Source organism: Brevibacillus choshinensis, from assembly GCF_016811915.1.
Taxonomy (GTDB): domain Bacteria; phylum Bacillota; class Bacilli; order Brevibacillales; family Brevibacillaceae; genus Brevibacillus; species Brevibacillus choshinensis_A.
The window spans coordinates 5,983,894-6,000,669 of record NZ_CP069127.1; the positions used below are offsets into that span (position 1 = coordinate 5,983,894).

The following is a 16,776-nucleotide window of genomic DNA, read 5'->3' on the forward strand; positions in this document are numbered from 1 at the left end:
GTCCATGGTTATTCGTTAAGAAAAATGTAAGAGTTTTCTATGCTATTTTGTTAAAACTGCCCGGTAAGATAGAACTATGAATGATATCACAAGGTGGGACCAAATGATGACGAATTACAATGTCCTTGTTGTCGATGACGAACGGGAAATCAGGGACGCGATTGAAATCTATCTCAAAAATGAAATGATCACCGTTTTCAAGGCAAACGATGGACTGGAAGCACTGGATATCTTATCCGATGAGGATATCCATCTCATCATCCTGGACATCATGATGCCGCGGATGGACGGCATTACCGCAACCTTTAAGATTCGGCAGGAGAAGAATATTCCGATCATCATGCTGTCTGCCAAATCGGAGGATACCGACAAGATTTTGGGCTTGAATGTCGGTGCTGATGATTACGTCACCAAGCCTTTTCATCCATTGGAGCTGGTGGCGCGGGTAAAATCGCAGCTCCGTCGGTATACCAATCTGGGCAACTACCGAGTCACAGACGATGAAGTCCAAGTGCGCGGTCTTACCTTGAACAAAAACACGAAGACCGTCACCGTCGATGGCAATGACGTACGTTTGACCGCAACCGAGTACAAAATTCTCGAGCTATTGATGGACAACAAGGGACGAGTCTTTTCCATCGAGGAAATCTACGAGCGTGTCTGGAAGGAACCGTATTTGAATGCGGAAAACACGGTCGCGGTGCACGTCCGGCGCATCCGCGAGAAAATCGAGATCAACCCGAAGGATCCGAAATACTTAAAGGTGGTATGGGGAATTGGATACAAAATCGAAAAATAGCCGTTACTCGGTGCTCGCCGTCTTCGCCCTGTTGCTGACAGTGACCCTCTCCTTTCTCGCGGTCACAGATATTTACGAGAATCGCGCGCACTTGCAAGAGGACTATTACTTTGACAGCCGTTCCTTTTACGATGAGCTGTCTACGGAAATCAATTTGATTGAGGACGTTCATGTCGGCTTTGCCGGTTATGAAAGCAAGCGAATGCTAGAAAAGATCGATAGCCAGTCCTTGGAGCAAATCAATGAGAATCGCGACCAATCGTTAAAGGAAAAAAAGCGGGAGATCGCCGAGCAGTACGCTCCTCGCATTCAGGAAGCACAGCAAGCGGGCAAAGCTGATGAAGTGGCCAAACTCACAACAGAGCAGGCAAACACGCTGGAGGAGGAAACCAAGAGCATTCAGGCTGAATGGCAAAGAAGCATGGATGAAATGGTCGCTTCAAAGGATCAGGAATACGAGGAACGTAAAAACAGCCTGTCCTTTCGCGACAGCTCATTTAAATACTTTATACAGGATGGCAAACGAAACAAAGTCTACACCAACCTGAACCAAGAGCCGACTGAATCCTGGCTGAAGGAGAACGCCCTCTATTCCTTCCGCTTCCCACAGAACGTGCTGGCAGACTCCACGATGTACGCCGATCTGAATCGTTCTTTTCAGATGAAACAATGGAAAGGCGTCATCTATATTCCGTATAATCCAGACGGCTACAGTCAAATCCATGCAGACGCTACTTACTACAATTCCGTACGGGAGCGCCTCATGCTGGAATGCGGACTGCTCGTTATCACTCTTTTGATTAGCGGAGCATTGCTGTGGTACACGGTCACGCACAAAGCCGTACAGCTCCCTGTGGTGCAAAAAAGCCTGGCTTTGCTGCGACGCATACCGCTGGACATCCGCATCATTCTGTTGCTCCCGGCCATCATGATATACCTGATCACCGCTTACGACATGAACTTCTTCTCGTTCCCGATCGGCTTTGAGCAGATCTTCACCCTGATCATCATGGTGCCCCTCACCGCCTTTTTCCTGCTGTATGTATTGGAAGGCTGGAACATGTACAACGATTCGGAACAGTTCCGACAGCAATGGCAGAGAAGCCTGCTGTCGCGGCAACGCTCGCTGTTAAAAGAAAGCTATTCCAACCGCAGCGTGTTTTTCAAAGTGGCTCTCATCTTCGTCCTGACTGTCGGGCTGGGCATGAGCATCGCTTTGGGCTTTGTAGCTCTTGTCGAACGCGTCGAAGAATTACTGATACTCACTTTCTTGTACTGCATGTTCTACGCAATATGCGTGCTGCCTTACATTTTCCGACGCATTGGTCTGATGAATCGCTTGCTGCTGGGAGCCGCTCAGATGGCAGCCGGCAACCTTCATGCGACCGTCGTGGAAAAACCGCGAGGCAAGCTGGCTGATCTTGCCCACTCTCTCAACAACATCAAGCAGGGCCTGCAGCATTCCGTGGAAAGCCAGATGAAAAGTGAGCGACTGAAATCAGAGCTCATCACCAACGTATCGCATGATTTGAAAACACCGCTCACCTCCATCATCAATTACGTCGATTTGCTCAAGCGGGAAGACCTGACCCAGGAGGACATCAAGAGCTACGTGGATGTCCTCGAGCGGAAAACAAACCGCCTGAAAGTATTGATCGACGACCTGTTCGAGGCGGCCAAAACAGCAAGCGGATCAATCGAGCTGAACATCGAGCAGGTAAACGTCTCATCGTTGCTCAATCAAGCCATCGCCGAATTCAGCGACAAGATCGATGCTTCGTCACTGACCTTCCGCGTCAACATCGAACAGCAAAAAATGTACGCACCTCTCGACGGCAAGAAAACGTGGCGGGTATTCGAGAATTTGATCGGAAACGCCCTGAAATATTCGATGCCGCATACGAGAGTTCATATCGACCTGTTTGAGAAGAATGAGGAAGTCATCCTGACGATCAAAAACGTCTCTGCCTACGAAATTGATTTTGCTGCCGAAGAATTGTTCGAACGCTTCAAACGGGCAGACCAGTCACGCAATACCGAAGGATCGGGCCTCGGACTCGCGATCGCGAAAAGCATCGTGGAGCTGCAGGGCGGCAAGCTGCAGATCGATATCGACGGTGATTATTTCAAAGTGATCGTCACCTTCCGCCGCTAACCGGAAACAAAGTCAAAAGCCAATCACCCACCTCGGTGATTGGCTTTTTTATGCTCATGCAGAAAAATCACGTTCGAACAGATTTTCAATATGGGCAATTGCCTCCTGCTCATCTGGTCCGTCCACCTCAAACGAAAGCTCATCCCCGGCTTTTACACCAAGTGCCATCACGCTGAGGATGCTCTTTCCATTCGCCTCTTTCCCGTTGTAAATCATCTTCACGGACGATTGATGCTGATTGAGCATATGGACTAAGACAGAAGCGGGACGTGCATGGAGACCGCCGCTGACGGTTACTTCCACATTGATCCGAATCATGGACTCCCTCCCTCCCGCAAAGGCATCAAAGAGCTTGCGAACTCGCACCTGCTCATGAGACCGGCTTGAAAAACTGAGGCAGATAATCCTTATGCGCCTCCAGCATTTCGTCCAGAATCTGTTTGGCGACCGCATCCGAGGGAACGAGCGGATTGATCGTCATGGCGAGCAGTGCCTGATGGTAGTCTCCCGTCACTGCCGCTTCGGCCGCCACTCTCTCAAACGATTTGATCTGCTGCACCAATCCCCGCACCGGTACAGGCAAATCTCCGACTGCGAGCGGAACAGGACCTTCTCGGGTGATGACGCAGTTGACCTCTACGGCGGAATCATCGGGAATACTCGCAATGGCACCGTTGTTTCGTACGTTGACCGGCTGGATATCGCGCTTGTCGTTGTAGATCGAACAGATCAAATCGCAGGCAGCCTCGCTGTAGTACGCGCCACCACGCTTTTCCAGCTGTGGAGGCTTGATAGAGAGGTCAGGATCTTTGTAAAGCTCAAACAGCTCCTCCTCCACTTTCTTGACGACCTCGGCGCGCGTTCCGTTTTTTTGCGCTTCTTCCAGCTCGTGCTCGAGCATCGTTCGAGTTTGGTAGTAGTAACGGTGATACGGGCATGGCAAGATCCCCAGCGCCTTGATGAAATCTTGATCCCAGCCCAAATCCAGAATGTTTTTCATCGTGATGCCAGACTGCTCACCCGTGAGCTTCTCGATCACCTGCGAAGTCACCGTTTCTCCGTCCAGGTACACTCCCAAGCCAAAGACCATATGATTCAGTCCGGCAAAATCGATGTGTACGCGGGACTGGTCGACTCCCAAGATAGACGCCACCCCCATTTTCATGCCGATCGGTACGTTGCACAGACCGATGACCTTTTTTCGGTTGGTATAGCGCAGCACGGCTTCGGTCACCATTCCTGCCGGGTTCGTAAAGTTGATCAGCCAAGCGTTGGGGCAGAGCTCCTCCATGTCGCGGCAAATGTCCATAATCACCGGTATCGTACGCAATCCCTTGAACAATCCACCCGGCCCATTCGTTTCTTGCCCAATGACGCCGTATTTCAGCGGGATCTTCTCGTCCTTCATCCTCGCATCGAGCAAGCCGACGCGAATCTGGGTCGTGACGAAATCTGCTCCTTCCAGCGCCTTTCTGCGGTCCAGCGTCAGATGGATTTTGATCGGCACACCTGCTTTTTCCACCATGCGCTTTGCAAGCGCTCCTACAATTTGAAGCTTCTTTTCTCCCTCCGGAACGTCCACCAGCCACAGCTCCCGGACAGGCAGCTCATCGTACCGTTTGATAAAGCCTTCCACCAATTCAGGTGTATAGCTGGAACCTCCACCTATGGTTACAATCTTGAGCCCGCTCACACTTCCGCCCCCTTGCTCTCGTGAATATGGCCGTACAGCTCGACAAATTCGCTGGCCAATTCCTTGATCGTCATGGCATTCATCAAATGGTCCTGCGCGTGAATCAACAGCATGCTGATTTCTGTCTTTTCACCGGACACTTCTTTCTGAATAAATGCGGTCTGGTTCTGGTGAGCTTTACTCAGTTCTTCCCCCGCCTGCTCCAGTGCTTTCTGTGCCCCGGACATGTCTTTGTTCTTCGCCAGGGCGATTGCCTCCATCGCCAGACTTCTTGCATTCCCTCCGTGCAGTATCAGCTGAAAGATTACTTCTGTATGGTCCACGTCCATCTCCACCTATCCGATTTCGTTAAAGTTCACGAGTTGTACCTTCTTGAGCTTGATGTACTCCTTTACCTTTGGTGCAGTCAGAATCTGCAGCTCCCTGGCTCGGGGAATCGCATAGGAGCTGCCCTTGAGCAGTTCCTCGTCCACATAGGCCGGGTGGGTCATGATTTCGGCCGTCGCGCTTCCTGATAGGCCTTCTATGATCGCTATCAACCCATCGGCGGTCAGATCCGCTCCATAAAAATGATGCGAAAAGCCTTCGGTAGTATGGACCTTGGTCGTATGCGAGCGCTCTGCCGCTTGTTCAAATGCCCACGGATAACGGACGGGGAGTCCATGGCGCTCAGCCAGACGAAGAACAACCGGCAAAATCGTTTCTCTCGCATGTACGTGGTGATGGCTGTCAATATGGGTTGGTTTTCTCCCCGAGCGGAAAAACGTTTCCAGCTGAGCCGTGAATTCACGTTCCACCTCCTCGGCAGAGACGTCCTCCAAATGGGCCTGACCTCGACGAAACATCCCATTTTCGTCCGTCAGCGTAGGGACATTCGCTTCCAATGGGGAACCGCACGTGAGAACGAGATGCACCCCTACTCCCAGCGTGGGAGTATCCGCTGCCAGACGAAAAGCATGCGCCACACCCGGCATGTTCATCATCATGGTGGCTGACGAAACGATTCCCTCGACATGCGCTTCGAGAATCCCCAGATTGACGCCTTTTGAATAGCCAAAATCGTCCGCATTCACAACCAGTTTCATGATAAGTCGCCTCTCCTGACCGTTTTACAGAGGAACCGAGGTTTCCGCTGATTTCGTTTCTGCTCGTTCCTCCGCCAGCTTTTGTTTGTCCCACAGTCTAAAGAATGGGTAGTAGATCAAAAGCGAAATGACGAAGTTGACCAGCTGGAGCACGCTGCCGGATATTTTACCGCCTGTGGCCAAATAGCCGCTGATGATGGGAGGCGTTGTCCATGGGACCGCGACTCCGCTCGGCCTTGCCACCCATCCCAGCTCCATGGCCAAATAGCTGACGATGACCAGCGCAATCGGCGCGATGATGAACGGGATGATCAGCAGGGGGTTCATGACGATCGGCATCCCGAAGGTCACGGGCTCATTGATGTTAAAAAGACCTGGTCCGATCGACAGCCTGCCGATATTTTTCATCTGCTCACTGCGTGCACGAAGGATCATGAGGACCACCAGGGCGAGCGTAGCTCCTGAACCACCCGCGTAAATCCACAGGTCAAAAAATTGCTTGGTGATGACGTTTGGCAATTCACCCGTTGGATCAGCCTGGAAGACGGCACGGTTTTGGTCCATCAGCGAGAGCCAAATCGGGTCCATGACGCCACCGACGATAGCCGCTCCGTGCAAGCCCAGCGACCAGAGCAGCTGCACGAGCAGTACGGCAATGATGGCACCAAACATGCTGCTTCCCAGTGCGTTCAGCGGCCCGACCAGCAGATCGGAGACGATGTTGTGGATGCTTTGGAACGAAGTATTTTCAATGAGGATGCGCAGCAGCCATACGACCAGAATCACGACAGCGGCAGGAATCAACGCTACGAACGAACGGGCTACAGCCGGGGGGACACCGTCTGGCATCGTGATGACGATTTTCTTCTGAATGATCTTGCGGTAAATTTCAGTGGACAACAGCGCGAGGATCATGGCGACGAACAAGCCTTTACTGCCCATCAGTGCGACTGGAATGACACCGCCCACTTCCACTGCGGTGCTGGCTCCCTCAGGCGTGAACATCGTCGTGTAAGGCGTGGCAAGCAGGAAGGAAGCTACCGAGATCGCCCCAGCAGACAACGGATCGACTTTATACTTTTCCGCCAGCCGGTAGGCGACGCCAAAGCCGACGATCAGCGCCATGATGTCAAAGGTGGCATTCACCGGATACAGCAGCTTGGTGAGCCATTTGTCACCGAATATTCCGCTCATGAAGTCGCTGTAGCCTGGTATCGGAATGAAGCCGATGATGAGGAAGAGTGAACCGATAATCAACAAAGGCATGGTTAAAATGATTCCGTCGCGAATCGCCTGCAAATGCTTTTGTTCCGCAATCCGACCAGCAACCGGCATGACGCGGTTCTCCAGAAAAGAAATAAATCCCGTCATACGCACCCTCCTCTATTTTTTTAGGCGAAGCGCAAACTCGAGTACATTTTTTCCGTTCAGCGTTCCGTAGTCAGTCGTGCTGATGACATCCACAGGAATTCCCCTTGCTTCCCCCTCTTTTTTCATTTCACTTAACTTATATCGCACTTGAGGTCCCAAAAGGAGTACGTCGGCTTGATCGATGTGTCTCTTTACTTCGTCCGCAGAAACCGCCCAGATCCTGGCGTTCAGCCCCTTATCCTTGGCCGCTTGCTCCATCTTTTGCACCAACAGACTCGTAGACATCCCTGCATTGCAGCACAACAAAATATTCAATTGCTGCTCCCTCCTTTCGCCATCGTTATGCCGTTATTACATAGCAAGCTGCATGCCAAAACACCAACCCATGTATGCGCTTTCACTGCAAACTGCGCTGACGGACCGTTTTGTAAGCTGCGTTCCATTTGCCCTGAGCAAGAGTGTTTTCTTGAAAGCGTTTTTGTGTTTTGCGATCGCCCCTGTAAAAACAAAAAATAAAACACTAATTACACTAGTGTTTTATTGTGGAAAAAGAAATTCATGATATAACACACATCGTCATCGCTTATGCTGATCTCATATTGATCTTCGATGGGCTGCAGCTCATGGCGAATGACATTGTACAGTTTTCTGTTCTCTGCAAGAAAGCTATCCTTTTCAGCATAAGCAACAGTCGGCAAACCCGCTTTCAATCGGTCAATGAGGCAGCATATGTGCAAATAGGCCCCAATCCGGGTATCGAAAACAAGGATGTTGTGCAGGCGCTCTTCCATTCTCGCAATGCTCGTTCTAACATCCTCCAGCACTTGCTGTCCCTCGACCATCGTCAAATGCTCTTTCAAGGTTTCTACCATTTTGAGAAACGCTTCTTCCAGATCGATCATTTGCTGAATGTCTTGCAGGGCCTCGCCCTTCAGTACGTCATCCATGCCGTAGCAGCGCAGGTCTTTGTCCAGCATGTAATTGCTTACGATGCAGAGCACTTTTCGCTGATCCTTGATCTCCTTTAATTGCTTTCGTGCCTGTGTCTTGTCAATCAATTGCAGCGGCACGATTTCCAGCAGCTGATCATCGTAGCGCAGCCGGGTTTCCAGCATCTTTTTCAAAAACAAAGCACTGCCTTCTCCTGAGAGACATGCAGCTACGATTGCCAACGCTGGTGCCTGCACGTGAGCCTGGTCCTTGACGGCCGCCTCTTCTTTTTGAAACATGGTGAGGCTGCTGACATCGCGATACATGTCTTCCAACGAATTGCCCAGCATGGCCTTACGCGTCGCCTCGATGACATGGGGCGTGCTGACCATAGGGATCACTTTTACGGGTATGCCCGCTTCCTTTTCGATGATTTCACCGAATCCCAGCAGCGACCCCATATCGACCAGCAACAGCAAGCCGGGCGGTCCCATATCCTTGGCGAGCTTGATCGCTTTCTCGAGCACTCTCATGTACTCTTCTTCCAAAGGCAGATCGATGGCTTTGGCGTACTCTGTGACCAGGAGACGATTTGTCACTTCGACCATGGATGTCGCTCCCCCGCTCCCATGCGTGATAACCAGCACGCCGATGGTTTCCCTCTCATTCTGCAGGCTTTCATCGTCAAGCACGAAAAACATCGTGAGATAGCCTGCTTCGTCGATCGGCAAGTCCATCAGGATCGCTTCCTCGATCATGCGAACACATTCCAGCGCTACCGCAAATTCTTTCTTGTATTTGATTCGGACGCTGTTGATATGCGGATTGGTAATTTGCTTCCCCTGCGCGAGGCGTTCCTTGGAGGTCTGGATGTGCAGGGCGAGCCCGAAAATGACCTTTTGGCTCAATATCTTACCCAGTCTGGCTTCGGCGTAGCGCACGATCTCCTCGACCAGGTGGATGATGATGGGGTCGATAATCCGCGACATATCTTCCTTGTTGATGCGTTGATGTACACCTTTTATAAAACGGGTAAAGTAATTCTCGATATCGAACTCCAGCTCTTCCTCGTTCACACCTTGATTGCGCAGCTCATAAATTTTTTGCTCGATTTTCTCATAGACGCTGTCTGTCGCATCTTCGGGCTCCCGCTCGATAAAAATGCTGTCCTGGGTAGGCTGCACCACAAAGCTCTTATGCTCCGTACCGACCAGCTCTTCCAGCTCCGCCTTCCGCTCCTTGGCCAGAAGCAGCCCCTGCTTCACATGATGGGGCAAATCCTGCACAGCCACCTGCAGCTGCTTCTTTTTTGATGAAATAAAGTCCGCGTAGGCGCTGGCACAAGTCAGTTGAATATCCGTTTTCAGCTGTCCGATGTTGTTGGGGCAGTGATAGGACAAAAAGGCTTGGATAGCCGTGGCTGATATCTGAATCTCCCGGCCGAGACGAAAGGCCTCTTCCCGAAAGAGCTCCATTACGAGCCCAAAACGCTCTTCCATTCCCCGCTCGACGAGAGATGGCAGCTTGATGATCATGGGAATACGGCGAATAAAGGTTTTCAGCAGACTCGATTCAGGGTTTTCTGTCGTCGCGGAAATGATCTGAACATGCGCCGTACGTTCGACCTCTGTCTCGCCGACCCTGCGGAAAATCCCCTTGTCCATAAAGGTGAAAAAGATCTCCTGCCCTTCAGCCGGAAGACGATGGACCTCATCGAGAAAGAGAATGCCTCCATCCGCTTTTTCCACAAGCCCTCTCCGGTCGTTGTCCGCGCCCGTGTACGCGCCCTTTTTCACCCCGAACAGCTGACTGTACAACAGCTGCGGGTTGTTTGCATAATCGGCACAGTTGAAGATGACGAACGGCGCTTCTTTGTCCAGCCGGCCAATATCCATGGAGAACTCGTGGATCAAGGCGGCGAAGCCGGACTTGCCCACTCCCGTCTCCCCCAATATGAGGCAGTGCATGCCGCGCGGAGGATACAGCACAGCTGCCTTGGCCTGCTCTATCGGTGTGATCAAGCTTTTATTGGCGCGTGCCAGCCTGTCCAGCGAGGTCTCTGCACGGTACAACGTGTCATTCGCTTGCTTCGCGTAAAATAGCGTGGGCCTGCCTTCTTCCTTTTCAATCCGGCCATCCTTCCACAGACGGTTCAGATCGCTGCTCACATTGGCACGGCTCAGCCCTGCTGCATCTGCCAGTTCACCGGCACTGATTTTTTTGCCTGGTTCCAATTCCGAAATTTTCTGAAACAAAAGGTCGATACGTTTCATACTCTCACCTGCCGTTGTAAGATGGCAAGATCGCCTCATCTCGATTTCATTTCCACACGCAGGAGGGAAAACCTCCCTTACCAGACAATATGTTGCTTGGACATATGCAATTCCCATCAAAAAAACCAGCCGCCTCGTCAAAAGGCAACTGGTTCATTTGTTTCTCACACATTTACTTGCTGAATGGCCTGCCTCATCCCCTGCGTATTTGCCGTCAAAATGGCGGTAGCTTCGTGCACGTGCTGCATCATGCCCAACTGCTTGTTCGTCATCGCTTGGATCTGCTGGGTCTGACCGGAGACTTCATTGGCGATATGGGCAATGCTCGTGAACTGTGCGACGACTTCCTCGGATCCAGCCGATAGCTGCTCGGTAGTGGCGGACACCTCCATGATCTGTTCACTCACCATACCGAACGCCTTGACCGCATGGATAAAGGACTGCTCCGCCTCCTCTGACAGCTGGACTCCTGCCGATATTTCCTGCGAGACTACCTCCATTTCCTTGCTGATGGCGGCTGTCTGCATCCCGATATTGCTCAGCAAATCCGTAATTTGCTGGACCGTCCGTGCCGAAGCATCGGCCAGCTTGCTTACTTCATTGGCCACCACTTTAAAGCCTTGGCCATGTTCACCCGCTCGCGCCGCTTCGATGGTTGCGTTGAGTGCCAAAATTTTGGTCTGGTCCGTAAAGCCGCGAATGGAGTGAAGAGACCGTTCAATCTCATCCGTATAGTCTCTCATTTGATTGGTCAAGTCCACAGTTTGCTTGGCTGATTGGGAAATATCCCGAATTTGATTATTCATTCTCTTCACTGCCTTGTCGCCAGTTCGCGCCATTTCGAGAGCCTCGATCGATGCTGTGGATACCATTGCCGAGGATTCAGCGATACGCATGATTCCCTGTGCGATCTCCTCCATGGCCATCACGCTGTCTTCAGCGCTTTTCTTTTGGGAATGTGCTCCGTAGTGAATGGTTTTCATCGTCTCATTCATGCTGTTGCCCATATCCAGCATCTGATTGGCGCTCACCGCAAAATCAGAGGAGGAAGCAACCAGCTGTTCGGACGTCTTTTCCATATTCATGACCAGGCTGCGCACCCGCAGATGCAGATTTTCCGACATGCCGAGCATCGCTTGATAGACGGTTCCGATCTCATCGACGGATCGAATGGGCTGCGCCTGCAGCATCCCGCTGGCTTCAGCCAGGTCGCCATTCGCCATCTTCTCTGCACTCGCCTGTACGATTCGCAGAGGTCGCAGCGCCCTCTCCACAAACCAGATGATGACGCCAATTGCTGCCAGAACAATCGCCAGCATGAGAACGTAAAACGGAAGACTGTTTTTCAGGACCTTGGCGGCCAGCTGTTCAAACACTGCTGCGTCGGTGTCGATCCCCAGTGCTCCGATAACCGTGCCATTCGCATCCTTTACCGGGACATACGCCGACAAATAGTCTCCATATACCGGATTCTCGATGACAGGGGAGCTTGCCTGGCGACCTGCCATGACTGCTTGGACGGCATCCGGAGGCATGTCGGTCACTTCGTCGATGGGCGAAGCGTCAGGATCTTTTGGCGGTCGCCCATCGATCATGATCCGAGGGTCATGATTCTCGTCAAAACGCACAAAGTACACGTATCTGGCGCCAATCTGCGTCCTGAAAATATCCAGCTCCTGACGCAGGGACCAGTAGAGCTCCGTCTCCTTTGGCTCCTTCAGAAATTCGGCATACCGTTCGGGCTTGATTCCTGCACCGTAACTCTCGGCGATGCGGATATTGTAGTTGTTGATTCCTTCTTCTACTGCTGCTTTGGTCTGAACGAACTGGATCGCTATATTGCCCGCCGCGATGAGAATAAGAACAAGAATAATGACGAACAAAATGCGGGCAACCAAACGCTTTTTCATAAAGGCGATCATTCGCTTGCCCCGCCTCCACGACCCGCTTGTCCACTCGAGAAAGCCTTTCCTGTCTGCATGCTGATAGTGTCCCCTTACTTGGTAGAATATTTTTACAACGACTTGATTTTACACGATATCCTTGCCGCGTGATATTCTTGACTTCTAATAGATGTGACAATTCAGAATGGATCTGCTGCCATTGCACACATCTGGCACAAAACGGGGTCTTCCGCACGTTGGTACGGTATAATAGACCTATCCTAACGACAGGAGAGCAACCTACGATGATGGTTCTCATTTTATTTACCCTATGGGCGCTAGGTCTGCTGGTACTCTATACGGACCCGTGGCGAGCCTCGTTTCGCTGGGCGAGCGCGACTGCTTTTGTCGGATCGGGCGGCTTTTTATCGGCAGTCATTGATGAAATGATCATCCCCCACTGGGCAACTGCATTGGCGCTCCATCCGGGCTGGAGCGGAGCACTCGTACTCTTGAGCAGAAGCGCTTCCTTTCTGACCCAGACGGGCTTGCCTTATACGTTTTTGATGTTCGCCGTGTACTCCTATGAGTCCATTGCCTGGAAAACAAAAAGGATTGCGACGTACGCGTCCCTGATTCCGCCGCTGATCATGCTGGCCATCACACCGATCTATCCCGTGCTGACCTTTAACTACTGGATCTTGGTCGTCTGGGTCATCCCTTATTTTCTGGCCGCATGTGCGCTGCTGATCCTGCAATATTTTCGTGAAAAGGACCCGCTGGTCAAGAAAAACAGCTTTTATACCAACTTTTTGATCATCGTGCCGCTCTTTTTCGTCTTTATCTTTATCTACGTCATGCGGATCCAAAACGATTTCGAGGCTTGGCGCTACAACACCTTCGTGGTCCTCATCCAATTCGTTCTGATTGTTGCCATCAGTCTGAAATACGGCTTTCTCGGGGTCCGGCTCCGCGTGGAAAAACGCCGTCTGGACAGTACGCTGCGCGCCTTGACCTCAGGCGCACAAATCATCAATCATACGATCAAGAACGAGGTGGGGAAAATATCGCTATACGCCGATCGGATTGAATCCTATGCAAAAAACTCGGATCAGCCTGGCCTCATGGAGGATGCTGCGGTCCTCATCCAGTCCTCGCAGCACATTCTGGATATGATGAACCGCATTCAGGGACAGCTTCGTGACATCGTCCTGCAGGAGAAGCTGACCGAACCCAGCCAGGTCATCGCCCAGGTCGTCCAGACTCTCCAGCCGTACGCTGCCAGACAGCAGGTCGAGGTACTGACTGAGCTGGACGAATCATTGCGGCTGCACTGTGACCCTGTGCAGCTGCGCGAGATACTGACCAATCTGTGCATGAATGCCTTTGAAGCGATGAAATCCGGCGGAATCCTGCGCTTGCAGCTGTTCTTGTCCAAAAAGCACCTGGTGATCACCGTCGAGGATACAGGGACGGGAATCTCCAAGGAGAATCTGCCGCATGTCTTCGATCCTTTCTTCTCTACCAAAAAGACCAGCCAAAATTTCGGGCTGGGATTGTCGTACTGCTACAACGTCATGCAAAAGCATCAGGGCCTGCTGGAGATCTCCAGTGAACCTGGAAAAGGAACTACAGTGTTTCTCTTGTTTCCCAATAAACGTGTAGAAGGGAGGGTATGACCGATGGAATCAATCAAGGTATTTCTCGTAGAAGATGACCCAGTATGGCGCAAAGGACTTGTCGATTACTTGAACAAGGAGCCGGGAATCACAGTCACCGGAGAAGCCAGTACCAAAGAAGAGGCGATCGAAAAGTATTCCCCTGCAGAAATCGATGTCGTGCTGATGGATATCAATCTGACTGAAAACAATCTGGATGGCATCGAGACTGCCCTTGCATTCATTCAGCTTTCTGGGGACAGCAAAATCATCATGCTGACATCCCTGACCGACGAGGATGTGATCGTCGAGTCCTTCTCAGCTGGGGCGGTCAATTACATCAGCAAATCGAGCTTCAAGGAGATCCCCGACGCGATCCGTGCAGCGCATTTGCGGCAATCGGCGATCCATCCGACAGCAGCCGCCGCTCTGCGCAACGAGTTTCTGCGCCTGAAAAACGAAGAAAACCAAAAGCTGCTCTCCCCAGCGGAAAAGGAAATCCTGCAGCTCATCCATCAAGGGCAGACGCAGACCCAGATCGAACAGGCACTGCACATCACCAAACGGACCATCAAAAATCACATCAACCGCATCCTCAAAAAAATGGGCGTCAAATCGAGCAAGGAAGCAGCAGCCAAAGCGAGCCAGAAAAAGCTTTTCTAGCAAGCACTGGCGCTGCCTCCACCCCTTCTCCCGCTTTGCCCGACTAGGCACTATGACCAGGTACCAATGAAAGTTGGTACTTTTTTTACACCCCCCACTCTTTACAATGAAGCTATCTGATACGCCATCATTCTTTGTAAAGGTGTGGTTTCCATGTTTCTCATTCATGCCTTCCTGAAAGCCATTCTGATGCTTTGGTTCCGACCTCGCATCCATGGCCTGCACAAAATCGATCTCACACAACCGTCGATCATCATACCGAATCACGTCTCTCTCATGGATGCGGTGCTTCTGTCGTTTTGTTTGCCAAAAGGAGCGACCTTCGTGGTCAACACGGACATCGCCAAGAAATTCGCGTTCTTTCTGCGCTTTCGCAAGCACATCGCCGTTGATCCTCTCAATCCCTATTCGATTCGTCACATGCTGCGGGTCATCCGAAGCGGCGAGACGCTGGTGATTTTCCCGGAAGGCCGGATCACGACCACCGGCGGCATCATGAAAATCTACAGCGGCGTAGGCTACCTCGCCCTGCGGACGGGAGCCACCGTATACCCGGTTGCCATCAACGGCCTGGAGCGCTCCGTCTTTTCCTACCTGAAAGGAAAGCTGCGCCTCCTCTTGTTCCCCGACGTCTCTGTCACGGTCGGTACACCTTTTACCATGGAACGTAATGAGGCATTGTCCATGCGTGAGCAAAAAGCATCAGCGAGCGACCAAATTCTGCGCACGCTGCAAAACGAATTGTTCCAAAGCAGGATGAAGCAAAACGTCAATCTGTTCGATGAAGTTCTCGAAGCGGCCCGCATCAACGGTGCCCGCATGGAGATCGCGAAAGACATGGGCACGGCGATCAATTATCGCACACTGTTGATCGGCAGCTACCTGCTTGGCGACAAGCTAAAGGCTCAACTGCTTGGCAAGCCGGTCGTCGGCGTATTCCTTCCCAATTCTGTGGGGCACCTGATCACGCTTCTGTCGCTGTTTCGCATCGGGAAGACACCTGCGATCCTGAATTTTTCCCTCGGCGCCCGCTCTCTTCTCGAATGCTGTGAGACGGCTCACATCGATACGATCCTGACATCGCGGATATTTATTGAGAAAGGCAAGCTGGAGCACGTGATTGAGGGTCTGGAGACGAAGATGAGAATCGTCTACCTGGAGGACCTCAAAGCATCGGCCACCGCTTTTGACAAGGTCTCTGCCCTGCTTCGTTTCATGACCAAGCAAAAGGCGCAGGCAGTGGAAAACGAGCTCATTCTCTTTACCTCCGGCAGCGAAAGCAAGCCAAAAGGCGTCGTGCTGACACATACCAACCTGTTCGCCAATATCCAGCAGGTAACCAGTGTCATCGATATCACATCCCGCGACAAGTTCTTCAATGCGCTGCCGATGTTCCACAGCTTTGGACTGACAGCCGGCACGCTTCTGCCCGTCGTCAAAGGAATTCCGGTATTCCTGTACCCGAGTCCGCTGCATTACAAGGCGATTTCGGAGCTGGTGTACGACCAAAATGCCACGATCCTGTTTGGGACATCGACCTTCATGGCTGGGTACGGCCGGATGGCTCACCCATACAACTTCTATTCCCTTCGCTATGTGTTTGCAGGAGCAGAAAAGCTGAAGGACGATGTGCGCAAGCTGTGGATGGAGAAGTTTGGGGTTCGCATTTTCGAAGGCTATGGCGCTACTGAGACAGCGCCGATCCTGTCGCTGAATACACCGCTGGCAAACAAGCCAGGAACCGTCGGCCGCCTGATGCCAGGAATGTCGTATCGCCTGGACCCGGTAGAGGGCATCGAGAACGGCGGACAATTGCTCGTCAAAGGCCCCAACGTCATGAAGGGCTACATGATTCACGGCCAAGGCTTCCTCCCTGCAGACGAATGGTACCAGACAGGCGATCTGGTCGAGGCAGATCGGGAAGGATATCTATCCATCAAATCCCGCCTGAAACGCTTTGCCAAAATCGGTGGCGAAATGGTCTCTCTCAACCTCATCGAAGAGCTGGCTATGGACTGCTTTGGACACTCGGGCTTTGCTGCCATCACGGTAAACGATCAGCGCAAAGGAGAGCGCGTCCTGCTCTACACGACAGACGAAACCGTGCAGCTGAGCCAGCTTCGCACTTATCTGGCACAAAAGCAATACTCGCCGCTGCTCGTGCCAGGCGCCGTCAAGCAAGTCAAGGCTCTCCCACTGCTGGGAAGCGGAAAAACCGACTACGTCAGTCTGAAACAGCTGGCTGAAAGCGAGAGGGATTGAATGT

At 51.9% G+C, this 16,776-nt stretch carries 13 protein-coding genes; 5 read left to right on the forward strand and 8 right to left on the reverse strand.

Features of this window, described 5'->3' with window-relative positions:
* Positions 1 to 106 precede the first annotated feature (106 nt).
* Together JNE38_RS29690 and JNE38_RS29695 are read left to right on the forward strand one after the other, a co-directional pair.
* Positions 107 to 799 (forward strand): response regulator transcription factor, encoded by a 693-nt coding sequence (locus JNE38_RS29690; protein ID WP_203357805.1) that lies wholly within the window; start codon positions 107 to 109, stop codon positions 797 to 799.
* Positions 777 to 2,954 (forward strand): sensor histidine kinase, encoded by a 2,178-nt coding sequence (locus JNE38_RS29695; protein ID WP_203354602.1) that lies wholly within the window; start codon positions 777 to 779, stop codon positions 2,952 to 2,954. Before JNE38_RS29690 ends, JNE38_RS29695 begins: the two co-directional genes overlap by 23 nt.
* A 54-nt stretch (positions 2,955 to 3,008) precedes the next feature.
* On the opposite strand, the gene JNE38_RS29700 is transcribed toward JNE38_RS29695, so the two are convergent.
* The 8 genes from JNE38_RS29700 to JNE38_RS29735 form a co-directional block, all read right to left on the reverse strand.
* The gene (locus JNE38_RS29700) at positions 3,009 to 3,272 is read right to left on the reverse strand and encodes an HPr family phosphocarrier protein (protein ID WP_203354603.1); all 264 of its coding nucleotides are present in this window, start codon (positions 3,270 to 3,272) and stop codon (positions 3,009 to 3,011) included.
* A 52-nt stretch (positions 3,273 to 3,324) separates the two neighbouring features.
* Positions 3,325 to 4,647, reverse strand: a complete 1,323-nt coding sequence (locus JNE38_RS29705) for a 6-phospho-beta-glucosidase (protein WP_203354604.1) — start codon at positions 4,645 to 4,647, stop codon at positions 3,325 to 3,327.
* The gene (locus tag JNE38_RS29710) at positions 4,644 to 4,976 is read right to left on the reverse strand and encodes a PTS sugar transporter subunit IIA (protein ID WP_238933511.1); all 333 of its coding nucleotides are present in this window, start codon (positions 4,974 to 4,976) and stop codon (positions 4,644 to 4,646) included. The genes JNE38_RS29705 and JNE38_RS29710 overlap by 4 nt, the downstream gene beginning before the upstream one ends.
* A 6-nt stretch (positions 4,977 to 4,982) precedes the next feature.
* The gene (gene chbG, locus JNE38_RS29715) at positions 4,983 to 5,732 is read right to left on the reverse strand and encodes a chitin disaccharide deacetylase (protein ID WP_203354606.1); all 750 of its coding nucleotides are present in this window, start codon (positions 5,730 to 5,732) and stop codon (positions 4,983 to 4,985) included.
* Positions 5,733 to 5,756: 24 nt separating this feature from the next.
* Positions 5,757 to 7,103: a PTS cellobiose transporter subunit IIC gene (gene celB / locus JNE38_RS29720; protein WP_203354607.1), complete on the reverse strand. Its 1,347-nt coding sequence runs from the start codon at positions 7,101 to 7,103 to the stop codon at positions 5,757 to 5,759.
* Between the two features lie 12 nt (positions 7,104 to 7,115).
* Positions 7,116 to 7,418 carry a PTS sugar transporter subunit IIB gene (locus JNE38_RS29725; RefSeq protein ID WP_203354608.1) on the reverse strand — a complete coding sequence of 101 codons (303 nt, stop codon included), beginning with the start codon at positions 7,416 to 7,418 and terminating at the stop codon, positions 7,116 to 7,118.
* A gap of 209 nt (positions 7,419 to 7,627) precedes the next feature.
* Positions 7,628 to 10,306 carry a sigma-54-dependent transcriptional regulator gene (locus tag JNE38_RS29730; RefSeq protein ID WP_203354609.1) on the reverse strand — a complete coding sequence of 893 codons (2,679 nt, stop codon included), beginning with the start codon at positions 10,304 to 10,306 and terminating at the stop codon, positions 7,628 to 7,630.
* A gap of 164 nt (positions 10,307 to 10,470) precedes the next feature.
* Positions 10,471 to 12,228, reverse strand: coding sequence for a methyl-accepting chemotaxis protein (locus tag JNE38_RS29735; RefSeq protein WP_203354610.1), 1,758 nt, complete (start codon positions 12,226 to 12,228; stop codon positions 10,471 to 10,473).
* Between the two features lie 266 nt (positions 12,229 to 12,494).
* On the opposite strand from JNE38_RS29735, the gene JNE38_RS29740 reads away from it, so the two are divergent.
* From JNE38_RS29740 to JNE38_RS29750, 3 genes are all read left to right on the forward strand, one after another.
* Positions 12,495 to 13,868, forward strand: a complete 1,374-nt coding sequence (locus tag JNE38_RS29740) for a sensor histidine kinase (protein ID WP_203354611.1) — start codon at positions 12,495 to 12,497, stop codon at positions 13,866 to 13,868.
* Positions 13,869 to 13,871: 3 nt separating this feature from the next.
* Positions 13,872 to 14,510, forward strand: coding sequence for a response regulator (locus tag JNE38_RS29745; RefSeq protein ID WP_203354612.1), 639 nt, complete (start codon positions 13,872 to 13,874; stop codon positions 14,508 to 14,510).
* 153 nt (positions 14,511 to 14,663) lie between these two features.
* A complete protein-coding gene (locus JNE38_RS29750; RefSeq protein WP_203354613.1) occupies positions 14,664 to 16,772 on the forward strand; it encodes an AMP-binding protein in 2,109 nt (702 codons plus the stop codon).
* The last annotated feature ends 4 nt before the right edge of the window (positions 16,773 to 16,776 follow it).